Raw genomic sequence first — 16,182 nt, forward strand, 5'->3', positions numbered from 1 at the left:
TGGGGGTTGGTGCGAAGGGTGTATGTGTTTTATCAGGGTCATTGATAAGCCTGCGACCACCCTAGGGATTGACCACAAGCTTAAGAATTTCTACCTGAACATACTGCATAGACATATCTAACAGTATGCGGCGGGGGCAGTGGGAGGGTCAAAGCCTGCTCACCTTTTGAGAAGCAGGTCTCATTCATGAAGCAAGTGAGTCACGTAGCTGGGGCTAAACGTAACAAAATGTTTTATGGTTCTTTACAGTTTTTTCTCTGCTCTTTTTACAGGGCTACCGAGTAGACTGGCTCACATGAAACTAGTAGCACTGACCAGCGATGAAATAGCTCAGATACTGCACACCGTCTTTGATGAGCAGATTATCAACTTTGGCGCCTACAACCTCGTCTTAGCCACAGGAACCTCACGCTATGACAATGAGGACATTGCGACCGGTCAGCAAGAAGACCAGACATACTTTCTCGTGGGTTACCGGGACGCACCACGCGGAATCGTTGTTGCACCCGTTACCTTCCCTGAGATCGCCAGCGGAGGAACCCCCACCTCAGTAGACAACACTAATCTCGTGAGCCTTGGTATTGACCCCCACGAACAGCTTGTTATTGAAACCACGAACGGATCATCTTTCGCACTGAACTTTCAAGCCCTACACTCTTTCGAAAGCAGTCACGGCACTGGCACCCTCGATCAGACCGTTGACTTAGAGGATTTTGCAGAGTTCTTGAAGCAATCCACCGTTTTAGAGCAGCTGTAGATTCAATGGCTGTTGTCTCCTGCCTCTTTCTTCATTCAGATTTGAGGCGCAGAGGCAAGTTATCTCACGAGGCTTGAGGTTATAGAGCTTTTCACTCCCCGGGCAAGCAAAAAGCTGATCAAGAATCTTGGGTATAGAAAATACTTGAGGGTCTCACCAAACGGTGAGACCCTCAAGTATTTATATGTACACCCCGTGGGACTTGAACCCACAACCCATTGATTAAGAGTCAATTGCTCTGCCAATTGAGCTAGAGGTGCGTAGCTTCTGAACGAAGCAACAGGTAATACTCTACACAGTCACCAGCTCACGAACAAATCAAAAGGCAGTGATGTGCATCTCTACTAGCCAAAACCACTAAACCACCCATTGATGCATGATTCACCTCTTACCATGAGGTGAATCATGCGCTTAAAGATGAAGCTCGGGATTACAAGAAGTTTTAGAACAAAAAGTGTTCCCCTTACAGCTCAACGGCTCAAGCCGCACTTTTACCGCAACAGCTCAAACAGATTCTTCGGCAGACGCAAAAAAGACCTTACCGTAAGCGGTAAGGTCTTTCTCAGTACACCCCGTGGGACTTGAACCCACAACCCATTGATTAAGAGTCAATTGCTCTGCCAATTGAGCTAGAGGTGCATATCTTTTCGACTAATGCCGTGAAGACTTATATAACTATAGAACACCCAGATGAACCGCGCAACTCAAAAAGAGCAAATGTTAGCAAGGGCACTTTATTTGCTTATTCACCACTGTCCCACCCCGTGCCCACTTCCAGCACCTTAGGGCATAAAAGAAGGCGGCAGTTCGCACTGCCGCCTTACAGGTATATGGATGAACTATTTATTTTTCAGCCCTGACCCAGAGTCTGTTTCAATCACTGCGGTGACGTCTGTGTCTGCTGACAGTTCAGAATCCACCTGCAGGTTGTTCACTTTCTCCGTACTGGGCTTGAGGTTGCCCTCAGTGGCTGACTCGAAGATTTCTTTACCACCTTCGTGGGTGGAGAGCTCTTGAATCACGCTGATGAGCATATTTTGAAAGTCGGGGTTAGCAAGCTCCCCCGACTGCGATAACTTATTATCAACTTCTTCAGCACGATCGAGGGCAGCAAGACCACTCTCAGTGATAGTTAGAAGGTAGCTACGACGATCCGTAGTACTTCTTACCCGTTCAATATGACCGTAGGCTTCAAGACGCGCGAGGGTTTTCCCCATCGTCTGCGCCTGCACGCCTACAATGTGGGCAACTTGCACCTGAGAAATTTCACCGTTTTGAGAGATAACTCCCAAAGCAGTGACTCCTGCGTGCGTCAGCCCCAAGTCTTTGAGTTGAGCATTCCAACTGTGCTCAAGCATCCGAGCTGCTGTTGATAATAAACGATTTATGGACCACTTACCGATATCAGGCATACGGTCATTATAGGGTTAACTGAAGAAATTTTTTATAGCTCTGAGCAAAAAATTTTCTCACCCCGCCTATATTCATGGGGAGAATATTTATAAGATGTTCATGCATTGTTCACAGTCTCTGCAACGAAAGTGATGGGTTATGAGCCAGCGACTTACCCCCGGTGATACAGCACCAGATTTCAGCCTGAAGGACGCAGCAGGCAACACGGTTGCTCTTGCTGACTACAGCGGGCAGCAGGTGATTATCTATTTCTATCCCAAGGCGTCCACCCCCGGATGTACCACCCAGGCTTGCGATTTCCGTGACAGCCTTGAGAGCCTTGCCGGGCATGGGTACAAGGTTTTGGGCGTCTCCCCCGATTTACCGGACGCGTTAGCACGGTTTGCCACCAACCAGTCGCTGACCTTCCCCTTGCTTTCCGATGAAGATCATGCAGTGGCTGAAAGCTACGGTGCGTGGGGCGAGAAGAAGAACTACGGCAAGACCTATGTGGGTTTGATTAGGTCAACCATTATTGTTGATGAGAAGGGCAAGGTAGCGCTTGCTCAATACAACGTGCGGGCCAAAGGTCATGTGGCTAAACTTCGCCGCGATCTGGGTATCGACAGCTAACCAGTCACCTCTCGACCGGTTCGATTAGGAGATTTTCAACGGATTACGGTAGTATGTTTTCCGTTGATATTTACTATCTCAGCGCGAGTGGTGAAATTGGCAGACACGCAGGATTTAGGTTCCTGTGCCTTACGGCGTGAGGGTTCAAGTCCCTCCTCGCGCACTGAAGCCCAGATTTTCATCTGGGCTTCAGTTATTTGTGGCGGTTTGTAAGCGGGTGGCACGCAATGGTGCGTTGCTTTTTCCCCGCTAAAGATTCGCCACTGAGTCGCTAGTTCGTAGAGAAAGCTGAAGATTCATGGATTCGTCTGCCCTCTCCCGCCGAGATTTCACCCGTCTCTCAGCTCTAATCGCCTTGGGTGTCCCCCTCTCAGCATGCACGAGTGATGCGATTTCCCCCGCAGATAGTGCCCCAGCGGTTCCTGAGAAAGTGCTTCGCTTTGCCAACGCTGCCCCCGTTATTTCGCTTGACCCCGGTATCTCAACCAGCTTTGAGACCGGACGCGTGTGCGCGCAGATACTTGAAGGGCTGACTCTTCCTAACCTAGATACCGGGCTACCAGAACCCGGTCTCGCAAAGAGTTGGGAGGTCTCAGACGATGGATTGGTCTACACCTTTGAGGTGCGCACCGATGTTATGTTCCATGACGGAGAAGCCCTCAACGCCGAGGTTGTTGTACAAAACTTCGACAGGTTTAAGCAGCTTGCCAGCGTCCCCCAGTCCAGCGCTGTATCGCGCTACCTCAGCTTTTTTGGCACGGCTACCCCGGCAGGAGAATTAGAGCCGCTCATTGCTTCCTATCAGGGGCAAGGAAATCAGCTAGTTGTGCGGCTATCACGCCCCAGCGTCTCCTTCCTCGCAGCGCTGAGCCAACCAGCTTTCGGTTTACGCTCACCTTCTGCCCTTGACCAACAACCGTCTGCTGAACACCTGATCGTAGGCACAGGCCCTTTCCGTTGTACCTCATGGAACAAGGGCGCAGTAACCCTCGAAAAATTTGAGAATTACTGGGGCACAACGCCCAGTATTGACAGGGTGGAATTTAGCGCCATCACCAGTTCTCAGATGCGTTATTACCGCCTCACCAAGGGTGAGATTGACGGCTACGACCAAGTAGGTCTTAACGATTTTGTGCCCTTGGCGCGTGCGGGCTATCAAACCCGCATCCGCGACCCTTACGCACTTGCCTACGTAGGTTTCAACCTTCAAAACCCCCTCATGCAAGATTCCCTCATTCGTCAGGCTATGACGCATGCTATTGACGCGAACGCTATCGTTTCGGGGATTTTCCCGCAGGGCTCCACCCGCGCGCGCGATTTCATTCCCCCGCTGTTCATGATGGATTCTGATGAAATCAACCAGCTCATTAGCTACGACCCCGAACGCTCCAAAAAGCTGTTGCAAGAATCCGCCTATAAGGGAGAGCCCTTAGAGTTCTATTACCCCACTGATGTCTCTCTCCCCTCCATGGAGAGACCAGAGGTGGTATACGCCAGCGTCGCGGGGCATCTCAGCAGAGCAGGTTTTAACATCAAGCCACGACCGATCAAGTGGTCTGACGGTTACTTAGAAGCCGTACGTTCTGCACCCGCCGAACAGGCTCTTTATCTCGACGGCTTCATTGGTGCTTACCGTGATCCCGCAGCATTTCTAGGACGCGTCCTGGCTCCCCTTCGCGGTATCAGTGGAGACATTGACACTGCCATCTCTTCCTCTGACATTTCAGCGGCAACCGGTGACTCAGCCGCTGTTACCCCCGTGCAGAATCTCTCTGACACTTTCAAAGAACTCTACGCAGCTGATGCTATTGAAGATCTCACCGAGCACCGCGAAAAATACGCGCAAGCAAGCTACCACCTCATGCAACATTTCGTTGCTATACCCCTAGCTTTCGCTGTTAGCTCCGTTGCTCTCGCCAACACAGTCACCACCTACCCTATGAGCGCCACCGGTCTCGACAACCTTGCCTACGCCGGCGTTTCACCCCGTACGTCCTAAGTTTTGCGTCATCTTTGCCCAACCTCGGTAGATACGTTAGGCATTGGTAGGTATCACGCGATACCCTAACAGTAGTAACTGCTCAGAGTAATTTCTGGGCAGATAAAGACGGGTTCTACGGCAGAGCCCTTCGCACAACTGATGGAGTTTTTCACTGTGACACGTACTGAAACTGCAGACGTCGTCCTCGTTGGCGCGGGTATTATGAGCGCCACCCTTGGCGTCCTGCTAAAAGAAGTTGAACCCTCCTGGAACATCACCATTCTTGAACGGCTTGATAAGCCCGCCCAGGAATCGTCTGGTCCGTGGAACAACGCCGGTACCGGTCACTCTGCCCTGTGCGAGCTGAACTACGCACCGGCAGCAGCCGACGGCAGCGTTGATCCCACCAAAGCTATTGGAATCAACGAGCAGTTCCAGATTTCTCGTCAGCTGTGGGCGTCCTTGGTCGAAGAAGGCAAGGTTCCCAACGCTGAGTTTATTAATCCTGTACCGCACATGTCGCTGGTTTTCGGGGACGCGCACAGCGACTATATGAAACAGCGCTACGCAGCTTTGGGCAACCAGAAGCTGTTCGAGCGTATGGAGTTTAGCGAAGACCGCGACCAGATCGCGCAGTGGGCACCGCTGACCATGAACGGTCGTACTCCCGGACGCGTAGCGGCAACCTACTCCCCCGAGGGAACTGACGTTGATTTTGGTGCGCTCACCAAGCACATGATCAACTACCTGAAAGAAAACGGTGCTCAGGTTGAGTTCGGTCAGCAGGTTACCAAGGTCACCAAAGAAACCGACGGTAGCTGGACCCTCTCTGTGAAGAACCGTCTGAACTCAGAGCACAATAAAACCATTCGCGCCAAGTTCGTTTTCTTGGGTGCCGGCGGTGGCGCCTTGAGCCTGCTACAGAAATCGGGCATTCCCGAGGGTAAAGGTTTTGGTGGCTTCCCCGTCTCTGGTCTCTTCTTGCGTAACACCAGTGAAGAAACCGCTCTCAAACACAATGCCAAGGTCTACGGTCAGGCGTCGGTGGGTGCTCCCCCTATGTCTGTTCCTCACCTGGATACCCGCTACGTTAACGGTAAGCGTTCACTGCTGTTTGGCCCTTACGCAGGGTTCAAGACTAACTTCCTCAAGCAGGGATCGCTGCTTGATCTTCCGCTGTCGCTGCGCCCGGATAACATCTACCCCATGGCGCGTGCTGGTCTAGATAACATGTCGCTCACCAAGTACCTCATCACTGAAGTACTCAAAAACCGTGAGGCTCACATCGCGTCTTTGCACGAGTACTACCCCGAAGCTCAGGCAGATGAATGGGAGCTCATCACCGCAGGTCAGCGTGTTCAGGTCATGAAGAAGGACGCGAAAAAGGGCGGCATCTTGCAGTTCGGCACCGAACTTGTTGCCGCAGGTGACGGCTCTATCGCAGCTTTGTTGGGTGCCTCACCCGGTGCTTCCACCGCAGCGCCCATCATGTTCAAGCTCCTTGAGCAGTGCTTCCCCACCCGTATGGGCGAGTGGGAACCACGCCTGAAAGAACTGGTGCCCGCCTACGGTGTTCCCCTCAACAGTAACCCAGAGGTTGCCGATGAAATCATGGCGTACACCGCCAAGATTCTGGGCATCAATAACTAAACTCGCAGTAAAAAAAGTGGGGCTACTAACTCATTCAAAAAGTAGCCCCACTTTTTTGTTGAAGTGGTGCCAGATAAAATTCCACTATTTACTGAACTGAGCAGTAAACTGTGTATTCGATAAAACCACATCTTTGACGTTCACTTTTCTCTCTTTTAGAAAACGAGACCCATGCAAACTCCAGAAGAACAGACCATCAAGCGGGCAGAGCACGGCTCTGACCCGCGTTCCGGTGAAAAGCCGCAGAAACTGACGCAGCTCGGTAAGCCCAGTTGGATTTATATTTTCAAGCGTTCGCTGAGAGAGTTCCTCGCTAACGGCAGCACCGATCTTGCAGCGGCTCTGACCTATTTCGCGGTGTTTTCCATTATGCCGATGCTTCTGGCTTTGGTATCACTTTTGGGTGTTTTCGGTCATGGTCAACAGACTACGGACGCGATTCTGAACTTCCTCTCAGACTACGCTCCCAAAGATATTTTGGGTGTCGTTGAGCAGCCCATCTCTCAGCTGACTGCTTCAAGTGCCGCTGGTTTGGCGTTGGTGACCGGTCTGGTGGGTTCGCTCTGGACGGCATCGGGCTACGTTGGCGCTTTCGGGCGCGCACTCAACCGTATTTACGGTGTTGTTGAGGGGCGTCCTATCTGGAAGCTGCGTCCTATCAATCTTGTTGTTACCCTCATCATGGTCTTGATTATGGTGTCGATGATGATGGTTCTGCTGACTTCTAAGGACGTTCTCGACGTCGTGGGCGATTTCACCGGTATGGATTTTGGTGGCTTCGCAGCTATCTGGAACTATGCTCGCTGGGCTGTCATGCTGATCATTGCCATTATTTTAGTGGGCGTGCTCTACTTCGCGACCCCCAACGTTAAGCAGCCAAAGTTCCGTTGGATATCCCCCGGTGCAGCTTTTGCACTCATCATGATGGGTGTAGCTGGTGCTGGTTTCACCTTCTACGTTTCAAACTTCGCCAACTATAACGCAACCTACGGCGCTATCGGTGGTGTGATTGTCATGCTAATGATGGTCTGGATCATGAACAATGTTCTGCTCTTTGGTGCTCAGATTGATGCTGAAATTCAGCGAGCACGCGAGTTGCACGCCGGTATTCCGGCTGAGGAGACTCTAAAGATTGAACCTCGTGATGACACCATGGCGATTAAGAACCTGGAGAAGCTCGATAAGCTGGTCGAAGAGGGGCGTGAGATTCGCCTACAGAATAACTCTGGCATGAATATGCAAGAAGAAGCTGCAAAGAACGAAAAGGAAAATATCAACGATATCGACCTGTCAAAGAACTAGTAGTCTTGCTGTAGTAGCTAAGTAAGATCTAGTGGGTAAACTCTAAACCCGGTGCTCTGCAAAGAGCGCCGGGTTTTTGTGTGGTGAAAGAAGAACGCGATGGAGTCTCAGGTTTTTGAACCAGTCGGTGAGTATGTGGCAACGGTGGTTGCTGTACACGGGTTTGGTGGTTCTGTGCAGCAGAGCTGGGTGAAAACAGGGTGGGTTAAAACCCTGACGCAGGCAGGTTTTAGGGTGTGGGCGGTAACGCTTCCCCTCCATTCTGTAGAAGATGACGCTGAGGTAGAACCCGGTGAAATGCCCAAAGATATCAACATCATGGTGCAGCATCTCAACAGTGAAATCTACCAGCTAGCTCAACCGGTAGTAGGACTGGGGTTTTCCTTGGGCGGGCGCCTTATCTGGGAGCTGGCAACGGACGCTTCTAGCCCGCTGGCTGCGGCAACCATCATCGGTATGGGAGCACACAATCACCTTGATATTGCCGCCCATGAGCTTGTTTCTTCAGACCCAGCACCGGGGCACGACGAACGACTTTTTGATCAGGTTCTCGCTCACACCCGTGTTCCTCGCCCAGCACTATTGACCTTTGCTCGGGCACTGTCGAACCCGCTCACCAGTTTTCAGGCACGCGTCCCGGTACTTCTACTTCACGGAGAACACGATGCTCTAGCCGCAGGCGCTCAACAATTAGTTGACGCCACGTTAGCCGCAGGTTATTCGGCACGCCTAGAAGTTGTTGCAGGACGCGACCATATCTCGGTGCTCACCTCGGGCAAAGCACGCGCGACAGCCAGAGATTTCTTACGCCAAGAACTAACCTCAACGCTGGAGGTAGAGGTTAAATCACAGCATGGGCTACGGTAGGTAATAGGCACTTTTATCGGTGCGCCACCACACAGATTAATATCGTTGCAAGGAGAATCAGTGCACAAGGTTAAAGCCGTTGTAGCTCTCGAAAAAGGTAATGTCAGCGTTACCACCATTAATATTCCTAACCCCGGCCCCGGTGAAGCATTGGTCAAAGTACTCACCTGCGGTGTATGCCAGACCGATGAGCACTATGTTGCAGGTGGCGTCGGCAGTAACTTTCCCTACCTACTGGGTCACGAGTCATCGGGTGTAGTTGAAGCTGTCGGTGAGGGCGTTACTAACGTTGAGCCCGGCGACAAGGTTATTCTCAACTGGCGTGCAGTGTGCGGTGAATGCCGTGCATGCAAGAAGGGTCAGTTGCAGTACTGCTTTAACACCCACAACGCCACCCAGAAGATGACCCTGGAGGACGGCACTGAGCTTGAGCCTGCACTCGGTATCGGCTCATTTGCAGAAAAGACTCTAGTAGCTGCCGGGCAGTGCACCAAGATTGAAGCTGACCTTGACGATGACCAGTACGCAGCAGTTGGTTTGCTGGGTTGTGGCGTCACCGCAGGCCTCGGCGCAGCCCTGAATACCGGTGAGGTTAAGCGCGGAGAATCTGTTGCTGTTATCGGTTGCGGTGGCGTAGGTACCGCCGCTATTGCCGGTGCTAAGCTCGGCGGTGCAACCACCATTATCGCCGTTGATATTGATGATGCTAAGTTGGAACGCGCCCGCGCGCTGGGTGCTACCCACACTATTAATTCCAAGCAGGCTGATGCGGTCGAGGGCATTCAGAAGCTCACCGGTGGCTTTGGTGCTGATCTGGTGATTGATGCCGTCGGCATTGTGCCCACCTTCAAACAGGCTTTCGAGGCTCGTGATTTGGCAGGACGCATGGTTCTCGTGGGTGTGCCCGCTCCCGATACCATCGCAGAGCTACCTTTAGATCAGGTCTTTGGACGCGGCGGTTCTATCAAGTCATCGTGGTACGGCGACACTCTACCCTCACGCGACTTCCCCATGTTCGTTCAGCACTACCAGCTGGGTAACCTTGACCTCGACGCTTTCGTGACCGAGCGTATTGCCCTTGAAGACGTTGAAAAGGCTTTTGAAACGATGAAGAGCGGCAAAGTCTTGCGCTCAGTCGTTGAGCTGTAAGGAGTACTTTTTCATGTCAGAACGCATTGAAAATGTTGTTACCAGCGGTACCTTCTCGTTAGATGGTGGCACCTGGGAGGTCGATAATAATGTGTGGATTATCGGCAACGATGAATCTGTGGTGATTATCGACCCCGCCCACAACGTTGATAAAATCTCGGCCACCGTTGACGGTCGCACCGTTGAGAAGATTCTCTTGACGCACGCCCACGACGACCACATCCGCAGCGCCAAAGAAGCAGCGGATCGGTTCAACGCGCCCGTTTATCTGAACAGTGCCGATAGGGTGCTGTGGGAGATGGTTTACCCTGATTGGGAGTTCGACAGCGACTTAGCCGATGGTGACACTATCACCATCGGCACCACCGAACTCACCGTTTTAGAAACCCCCGGTCACTCCCCCGGCTCTGTTTGCTTCTACTCACAAGACCTCAGCTGGGAGAACAGTAGCGGTGTCGTCTTCTCAGGCGATACCCTCTTCAGCGGTGGTCCTGGAGCAACCGGGCGTTCGTACTCAGATTTCAATACCATCATCGAATCCATCAAGAACAAGCTGTTCACGCTACCCGATTCAACCGCAGTATTGACCGGTCATGGCGATAGCACCGGCATCGGTCTTGAAGCCCCCGAGCTGGACGCATGGATTGCACGCGGTCACTAGGAGAAACCGCTAGCACCTGGGCGTATAGCGTGCGTTAAAAACCACCGCAGAGGCAAAAAATCTCTGCGGTGGCTTTTGTATATACGCTAAGTTGCGCGGCTTAGAAGGTTGATTCGAGGTGTTCTTCGTACGATCTGCGCCAGTAAAAACCAAAAATGTGACCCACCACGAAGTAGGTGGTGGCAGCAACAACGGGAATCAGCATACCTACCTGGTAGCCGTAAGTCTCGCTCAGAATCGCGCCCCATACCAGTCCCAGCGCTAAGCCCGCAGTCAGAGTTGCCTGCGATGAGGTCAGCGCACGGTCGAGGTAGCCGCGTAAAGAAGCTGAGGTGGTCACAGATTCCATGCAGACTGTTGCCGCACCTGTGCCCACCCCCAGCCCAACCATCGTGAGCACCACACCGAACCCCGTCACCGGGATAGAAAGCAGCATGGTCAAAGCGATAAGAACCGCCCCGCTCACCAACCAGCTGTTCCAGCCTGCCACTCGTACGCGTCCGAAAAGCAAGAAACCACCGGCAAAAGCGCTCGCTAAACCCATCACTGCCACGTAAAAACCCAGCTGTTCAATCGAATCAGAGCCCAAAGTCAGTGACGCTAAAGAAGACTGCGCAGAGCCAACAATCACTCCCACGCACGCGGTGCCTAAGAGAGGCAGCCACGTAAAATCGCGTGAAGAAGGCACCTTGCCTACCGCTGAATAGGTTCTGAACCCCTGGGCTGATACCGCCGGGAACAGCGGTTTGTTGACGCGCGAGACCACAAACAGCATGCCCAACATGTTAATAATAATGAGAGCAAACAGGCAGTACATCGGCCCAATGAGCAGCGCGATCAAGCCGGTAACAACAGCAGCTACCGGCAGCGTAGCCACCTCAAAAAGAGACTCGAAAGCAATAGTTGAGTTCAACATTTTACGGTCGCGGGTACGCTTATATTCCCGGCTCCAATACGAACGCATCATCGAAGACATCGGTGGGATGGTCGCCCCAGCAACACTGGCAGCTATCAAAATACCCGTAGCGTTAACAGTGGTGGGTGCCTGCGCAGCAATCTCTACCAGTTGCCACGACAGCAAAGACATCGCCGGAATATTCGCAATACCTGTACACAGCAAAAGACGGGCATGACCAAACCTTTGAGCCAGGACGCTGTACACCGGCATCATCGCCGCGTACGTGAGAGCAACAATGCCAGCAGCGAACCCGCCCACGCTCACCTCACTCGTCTGTTCAGCAACACCAATCAGCAGCGATAGCGACAGCATAGGCGGCACAAGACGCATCAGCACCACAAAAGCCATAAACTGCCCGCCCAGGGCATCGGAAAGCAACCGGAACCGCTGCAACGTGTAGCGCGCTGAATAGCGCCACCGCTGCCGAATACCCGGATGCGCGTCAAACGCCATCAGTTCACCGCGGGTTTTAAGAGATGACAAGAGAAGAACCCTCCGGTGAACGGTTCACTTGAACCTGGGTTGGGATGCGGTTTTTCATTTCAGCAACGTGCGAAATAAGACCGATAACGCGACCACCGGCTCGCAGCGAATCCAGGGTGTTCATAACTTCTTCCAGGGTCGAATCGTCCAAAGAACCAAAGCCTTCGTCCACAAAGAGCGTGTCTATATCGATACCTCCGCTGCGCTGCTGAACAGCCTCCGCCAGCCCCAAAGCAAGGGCAAGAGAAGCCATGAAAGTTTCACCGCCCGAAAGCGATTTGGTGGGTCTATCATCATCATGCCAGGCATCGTGTACCACAATGCCCAACCCAGCGCGGGAGTTGCCTCTGCCCTTACCTTTTTCTCTCTCGTGGCTGTACTTCAGGGTGTACCTGCCGTGAGTCATCCGCTTAAGATGATCGGAAGCATTAGCCGTCACCTCACGCAACTGGGCAGCCAGCACATACGTCGTAAGAGTCATATTCAGGCTGTTATCAGACCCCGACCCGTTAGCAGTTTTCGCCAACAGGTTCCATCGGGCTGCTTCATCCACTAGGGACTGTGACACTTCAGCCTGACGCTCGTAGCGCTCGCCCACGCTCACCAACGCTCTACTGTTTGCGGTCATCTCAGCTTGTAAATGAATCACACGATCACGGGCATCGGCCAGTTGCTTCACTAGCGTTTCAAGGTCCTCGACTATTTGCGAGTCGGGGGCGTTTACGCCCTGTTCCTGTGCCTGCGCCACTGCCTGAAGCACAGGATCTTCCAGCTGCCCGGTCAAACGCTCATCAGCAGTGCGGAAATCGCTCACCACTGTGTTAAGACGTCTGATCTCAGCAGCTGGTAGCGAGGCTTTCTCCGCATGTTCAGCTGTCTCAAATTCCGATGCCATCAGCAACTGGGTGAGCGCGGTTTTTGCTTGATCTAGACGCTCACTTTCAGAGTCAGTAAGCTCTTTGAGGCGGACGCGCTCAGCTGCTGCGGTGCCGTAGTCACATACCAGCTTTTTGCGGGTGGCTACGCTGCGTTCTGTTTCACGCCCTTCAAGTTCTAGTTGTAATCGGTCAAGCTCCTGGGCATAGACACTCACTAGCTGCTGTTGCTGGGTTATCGTGATTGCTGTTGCAGCCAGTTTCGCTTCAAGTTTCTTGCCTTGCTCTTCTAAGCGAGTAAGAGTTCGGTGGAGAGCATCTCGCTCTGAGATTCTCTGCTGGATACCTTCAACAGCGGTTTTCGCCCGTATCTCAGCCTCGGCAGCGTGCGCCGGTTCTACAGCGCCCTTTGCGACCAGTTCCTTGAGTTTCTGATGGGCTGATTCAAAAGCTGTTTGGGCTTTATCGCAGGTTTTTTCAGCGCGATTACGGTGCTCGATGGCAGCATCAATATCACCCTGTTCGATGAGCTGAGTATCGTGCGGAGCGGTAGCTGGTGCCGGATGTTCGGCGGAACCACAGACGGGGCACTTCTCATTTGCTTGTAGCTGCTGCGCTAACAGATAAGCTGCCTGGCTAAAACGCAGCTGCTGGATATCCTCAGCCGCTTGAGCGGCATTACGCCTGGTAGCTTCAGCTTGTTTGAAAACAGTTTCAGCGCTAGCAACCTTTTTCTGTTGTAGCTTCCACTGCTGCGACAGTTCAACAACAGCGACAGCCCGCTGATGGCTATGCTGAGCCTCTTCAAGCTCTCGTTCGATGCCTTCAAAAGCGGTCAGTTGTTCGATGACCGTTGAGGTTTGCTCCCGATGCTGGGTCTCGGCAACGGAAAGTTCTGCTTGTGCGTGCTCAGCTTTTTCAAGTTCAGACTGCGCCTGTTGGCGTTGAGCCGCGGTACGTTCCCGGTCAGCGAGCGCTTTTTCGAGTCGGTCAAGGGCACTGAGGGCTTGTGCGATCTGGTGGCTGAGTTGATGCTCCGGTGCGCTGAGCACTGTTGCTTCGGGGTGGGTTTCCACCGGGGGTATCTCGGTGAGTACGGCGTGCGCTGCTTGCTCTGCGTCGATGCTTTTGGCATAGGCTTGACGGGCTTTTTCGTAGGCGGCGGTTGAGGTGGCGACCTGTTGGATGGCTGGTAGCACGGGTGCTGCCCGCTGCGCCGCCTGCAGCTGTTGCTCGGTCTGAGCGATGTCGTCGGCTCGCGCATCCAGCTCGCGTTTGCGCTGGGTGATGGTAGCAAAACGTTGCCAGTCACCGAGCTGCTTTCGCAGGTGCTGTACCCTTCCCTGGCTGGTTTCGTGGGTTTGGGTTAGTTGATAAAGGGCGCCGCTTAGTCGCTGCCCAGCATCTGCCAGCTGCTGACGTAGTCGGGTGTGCTCAGTAACGAAGTCAAAGATTTCTTCTGCTGTTTCCTCTTCAGTTTCTGTGAGGTTTAGGTCTTCTAGCTGGGTGAGATAGCCCTGGAGCTGCTCTAGGAAGTCCGTGCTGCCGTCCTGCTCTACGAGCGTTTTGATTTCTTGGTAGAGGTCATGTTCTTTGCGGTGAGTGGACTGCTGGCTCATGCCCTTGAGCGAATCAGTCAGAGCATCTACTGCCTGCTGAGCGGTATGAGAGGCGGCAGTGGCTGAGCGTGCGCGTTCTTGCAGCTGTTCTTGTACTGTCTGAAAGTCCTTAGTATCAAAGAGCTTTTTAAGCAGTGCTTCGCGTTCATCTGATTTTGCGTTGAGGAACTTAGCGAACTCCCCCTGTGGTAGCAGAATTACCTGAGAAAATTGTTCTCGGTTAAGACCGATGCGGTCTTGGATCATTCCGGCAGCCTCGGAGTGACCGGTGCTGAGGGTTTTCCACTGACCGTCTTCTAGTTTTTGCAGCAGTGCCTTAGCATTTTGTGGGGTGAACCCCGTCCCCTTGAGTTTGGGTCTATCCCATCTAGGGTTACGCACTATTTTTAGGCGTTCTGAACCCACCGTGAACTCTAGTTCTACTCCCGGTTCATCATGTTCATTGGCAAAGCGGCTACGCAGTTGAGGACGCACTGTGGGGGTTTCTCCGTAGAGGGCGAAACTGATGGCGTCGAGAATAGAGGTCTTGCCGGCTCCTGTGGGACCGTTCAGCAGAAAGATACCTGCTTCATTCAACCGTTCGAAGTCGATGTGTTCTTCACGCGGGAACGGCCCGTAGGCTTTGAGGGTGAGGGAGTGAATGATCATTGGCTTACCTTGGCTGTGTGGGTTTCTTCGACGACGCTGGTGACGACTACGCGTTCTGCCGGGGTGAGGTCTCTCCCCAGTACGTAGGAGTAGAAATCGGCGCAGACATCGATGAGCGGTCGTTCTTTTTCGGTGAGACGGTGGGCTTTATCGGTTGCAGGACTTATTCCGCTGGGTTTGAAGTAGAGTTCGGCGATGGAGGGAAAGACCGCTCCCAGTTTTTCTAGTGCTTGGGAAGGGCGTTCCGTATCGGTGAGGGTAATGCGGCAGATGGTGTTGGCGTAGTGTTCGGCGTTTTCAGCGGTGGTCAGCTCGTCAAGGGTTCCGGTGAGGCTGGCTAGCTTAATGCCAGCTTCCCATTCGTGCCCCTCAATAGAGGTGATACCGCTTTGATCTACCTCAAGAATCCACGCGCCCTTGCGGTGCTTTTCTTCAGAGAAGGAGTAGGCGATCGGTGATCCGCTATAACGCACTTTCTCGCTTAGCTTTTGTTTGCCGTGCAGGTGCCCCAACGCCGCGTAATCGAAAGAATCAAAAAGGGTCAAAGGCACGCTCAGCGCACCGCCGACGCTGATTCGCCGTTCAGAGTCAGAGTCCACACCGTTGGTTACAAAGCAGTGCGCCATGACGAGGGTGGCGTGCGGGGTGCGGGTGCGCGCGTCCTGCTTGATGCGTTCAAGAGCGTGCCTCAGCACTGCCTCATGGGTGGGTTCTATGTTCCAGTTGCCGGCGAAAGCACGCGGTTCAAGATAAGGAATGCCGTAGACATTCACGTTTACCCCGCCTGCGGTAAGTTCCACCGGGATGTCAAGGGCTGATGCTTCAGTCAGCATAAACAAACCACCGGCGCGCAAAATATCGGCGGCAAACCCCAGGCGCAGGGCAGAATCGTGATTACCGCTGGTCACGATCACCTGCGCCCCCGCCTTGACTAACCGGGTCAGAGTGTGAGAAAGCAAAGCCACAGTATCGGGGCGAGGCTGAGCTTGATCGTATACATCACCGCTAATCAGCACCGCATCAATAGCACGGGTAGTCACCAGTTCTACTAGCTCGTTAGTAAATTCGACGCAGGTTTCGTGCAGCGAGAGACCGTGAAAAGTGCGGCCTAAGTGCCAGTCAGAGGTGTGAAGAATACGCATAGTCTCTAGTTTACGGGGCGTTATGTACCGCACCTAGCAGATGACAATTTATCACCCGTAGAATG

General features: G+C 53.1%; 12 protein-coding genes and 3 tRNA genes. 9 read left to right on the forward strand and 6 right to left on the reverse strand.

All coding sequences use genetic code 11. The features are described from left to right. Window positions 1-295 precede the first annotated feature (295 nt). Window positions 296-757, forward strand: coding sequence for a hypothetical protein (locus JTP09_RS02880; RefSeq protein ID WP_204876822.1), 462 nt, complete (start codon window positions 296-298; stop codon window positions 755-757). A 187-nt stretch (window positions 758-944) separates the two neighbouring features. On the opposite strand, the gene JTP09_RS02885 is transcribed toward JTP09_RS02880, so the two are convergent. From JTP09_RS02885 to JTP09_RS02895, 3 genes are all read right to left on the reverse strand, one after another. Next, a tRNA-Lys gene (locus JTP09_RS02885) sits at window positions 945-1,017 on the reverse strand. Window positions 1,018-1,323: 306 nt separating this feature from the next. After that, window positions 1,324-1,396 (reverse strand) — tRNA-Lys (locus tag JTP09_RS02890). 200 nt (window positions 1,397-1,596) lie between these two features. After that, window positions 1,597-2,115 (reverse strand): MarR family winged helix-turn-helix transcriptional regulator, encoded by a 519-nt coding sequence (locus tag JTP09_RS02895; RefSeq protein WP_239478667.1) that lies wholly within the window; start codon window positions 2,113-2,115, stop codon window positions 1,597-1,599. Window positions 2,116-2,308: 193 nt separating this feature from the next. Here JTP09_RS02895 and bcp point away from each other — a divergent pair, with 193 nt between their 5' ends. The 8 genes from bcp (at window position 2,309) to JTP09_RS02935 (ending at window position 10,392) form a co-directional block, all read left to right on the forward strand. Further along, window positions 2,309-2,782, forward strand: coding sequence for a thioredoxin-dependent thiol peroxidase (bcp, locus tag JTP09_RS02900; protein ID WP_204876824.1), 474 nt, complete (start codon window positions 2,309-2,311; stop codon window positions 2,780-2,782). A gap of 81 nt (window positions 2,783-2,863) precedes the next feature. Then, window positions 2,864-2,945, forward strand: a tRNA-Leu gene (locus JTP09_RS02905). Window positions 2,946-3,080: 135 nt separating this feature from the next. Then, window positions 3,081-4,781, forward strand: coding sequence for an ABC transporter substrate-binding protein (locus tag JTP09_RS02910; RefSeq protein WP_204876825.1), 1,701 nt, complete (start codon window positions 3,081-3,083; stop codon window positions 4,779-4,781). A gap of 141 nt (window positions 4,782-4,922) precedes the next feature. Then, window positions 4,923-6,413, forward strand: coding sequence for a malate:quinone oxidoreductase (locus JTP09_RS02915; RefSeq protein WP_204876827.1), 1,491 nt, complete (start codon window positions 4,923-4,925; stop codon window positions 6,411-6,413). A gap of 171 nt (window positions 6,414-6,584) precedes the next feature. Then, on the forward strand, window positions 6,585-7,715 hold the full coding sequence (locus tag JTP09_RS02920; RefSeq protein WP_204876829.1) for a YihY/virulence factor BrkB family protein: 1,131 nt from the start codon (window positions 6,585-6,587) through the stop codon (window positions 7,713-7,715). A gap of 99 nt (window positions 7,716-7,814) precedes the next feature. Further along, the gene (locus JTP09_RS02925; protein ID WP_204876830.1) at window positions 7,815-8,582 is read left to right on the forward strand and encodes an alpha/beta fold hydrolase; all 768 of its coding nucleotides are present in this window, start codon (window positions 7,815-7,817) and stop codon (window positions 8,580-8,582) included. A 60-nt stretch (window positions 8,583-8,642) separates the two neighbouring features. Beyond that, window positions 8,643-9,731, forward strand: a complete 1,089-nt coding sequence (locus JTP09_RS02930; protein ID WP_204876831.1) for an S-(hydroxymethyl)mycothiol dehydrogenase — start codon at window positions 8,643-8,645, stop codon at window positions 9,729-9,731. A 13-nt stretch (window positions 9,732-9,744) separates the two neighbouring features. Continuing rightward, complete coding sequence (locus JTP09_RS02935) at window positions 9,745-10,392, forward strand: MBL fold metallo-hydrolase (protein ID WP_204876832.1); 648 nt, start codon at window positions 9,745-9,747, stop codon at window positions 10,390-10,392. A gap of 100 nt (window positions 10,393-10,492) precedes the next feature. Here the strand turns inward: JTP09_RS02935 and JTP09_RS02940 are convergent, their stop codons facing one another. From JTP09_RS02940 to JTP09_RS02950, 3 genes are read right to left on the reverse strand one after another with little or no spacing between them, the layout of a single operon-like run. After that, the gene (locus JTP09_RS02940; protein ID WP_204876833.1) at window positions 10,493-11,833 is read right to left on the reverse strand and encodes a hypothetical protein; all 1,341 of its coding nucleotides are present in this window, start codon (window positions 11,831-11,833) and stop codon (window positions 10,493-10,495) included. Continuing rightward, complete coding sequence (locus JTP09_RS02945; protein WP_204876834.1) at window positions 11,820-14,975, reverse strand: AAA family ATPase; 3,156 nt, start codon at window positions 14,973-14,975, stop codon at window positions 11,820-11,822. The genes JTP09_RS02940 and JTP09_RS02945 overlap by 14 nt, the downstream gene beginning before the upstream one ends. Further along, window positions 14,972-16,117, reverse strand: coding sequence for an exonuclease SbcCD subunit D (locus JTP09_RS02950; protein WP_204876835.1), 1,146 nt, complete (start codon window positions 16,115-16,117; stop codon window positions 14,972-14,974). The genes JTP09_RS02945 and JTP09_RS02950 overlap by 4 nt, the downstream gene beginning before the upstream one ends. Between the last annotated feature and the right edge of the window lie 65 nt (window positions 16,118-16,182).

It is taken from the genome of Rothia sp. ZJ1223, from assembly GCF_016900985.1.
In the GTDB taxonomy this organism is placed as follows: Bacteria; Actinomycetota; Actinomycetes; order Actinomycetales; family Micrococcaceae; genus Rothia.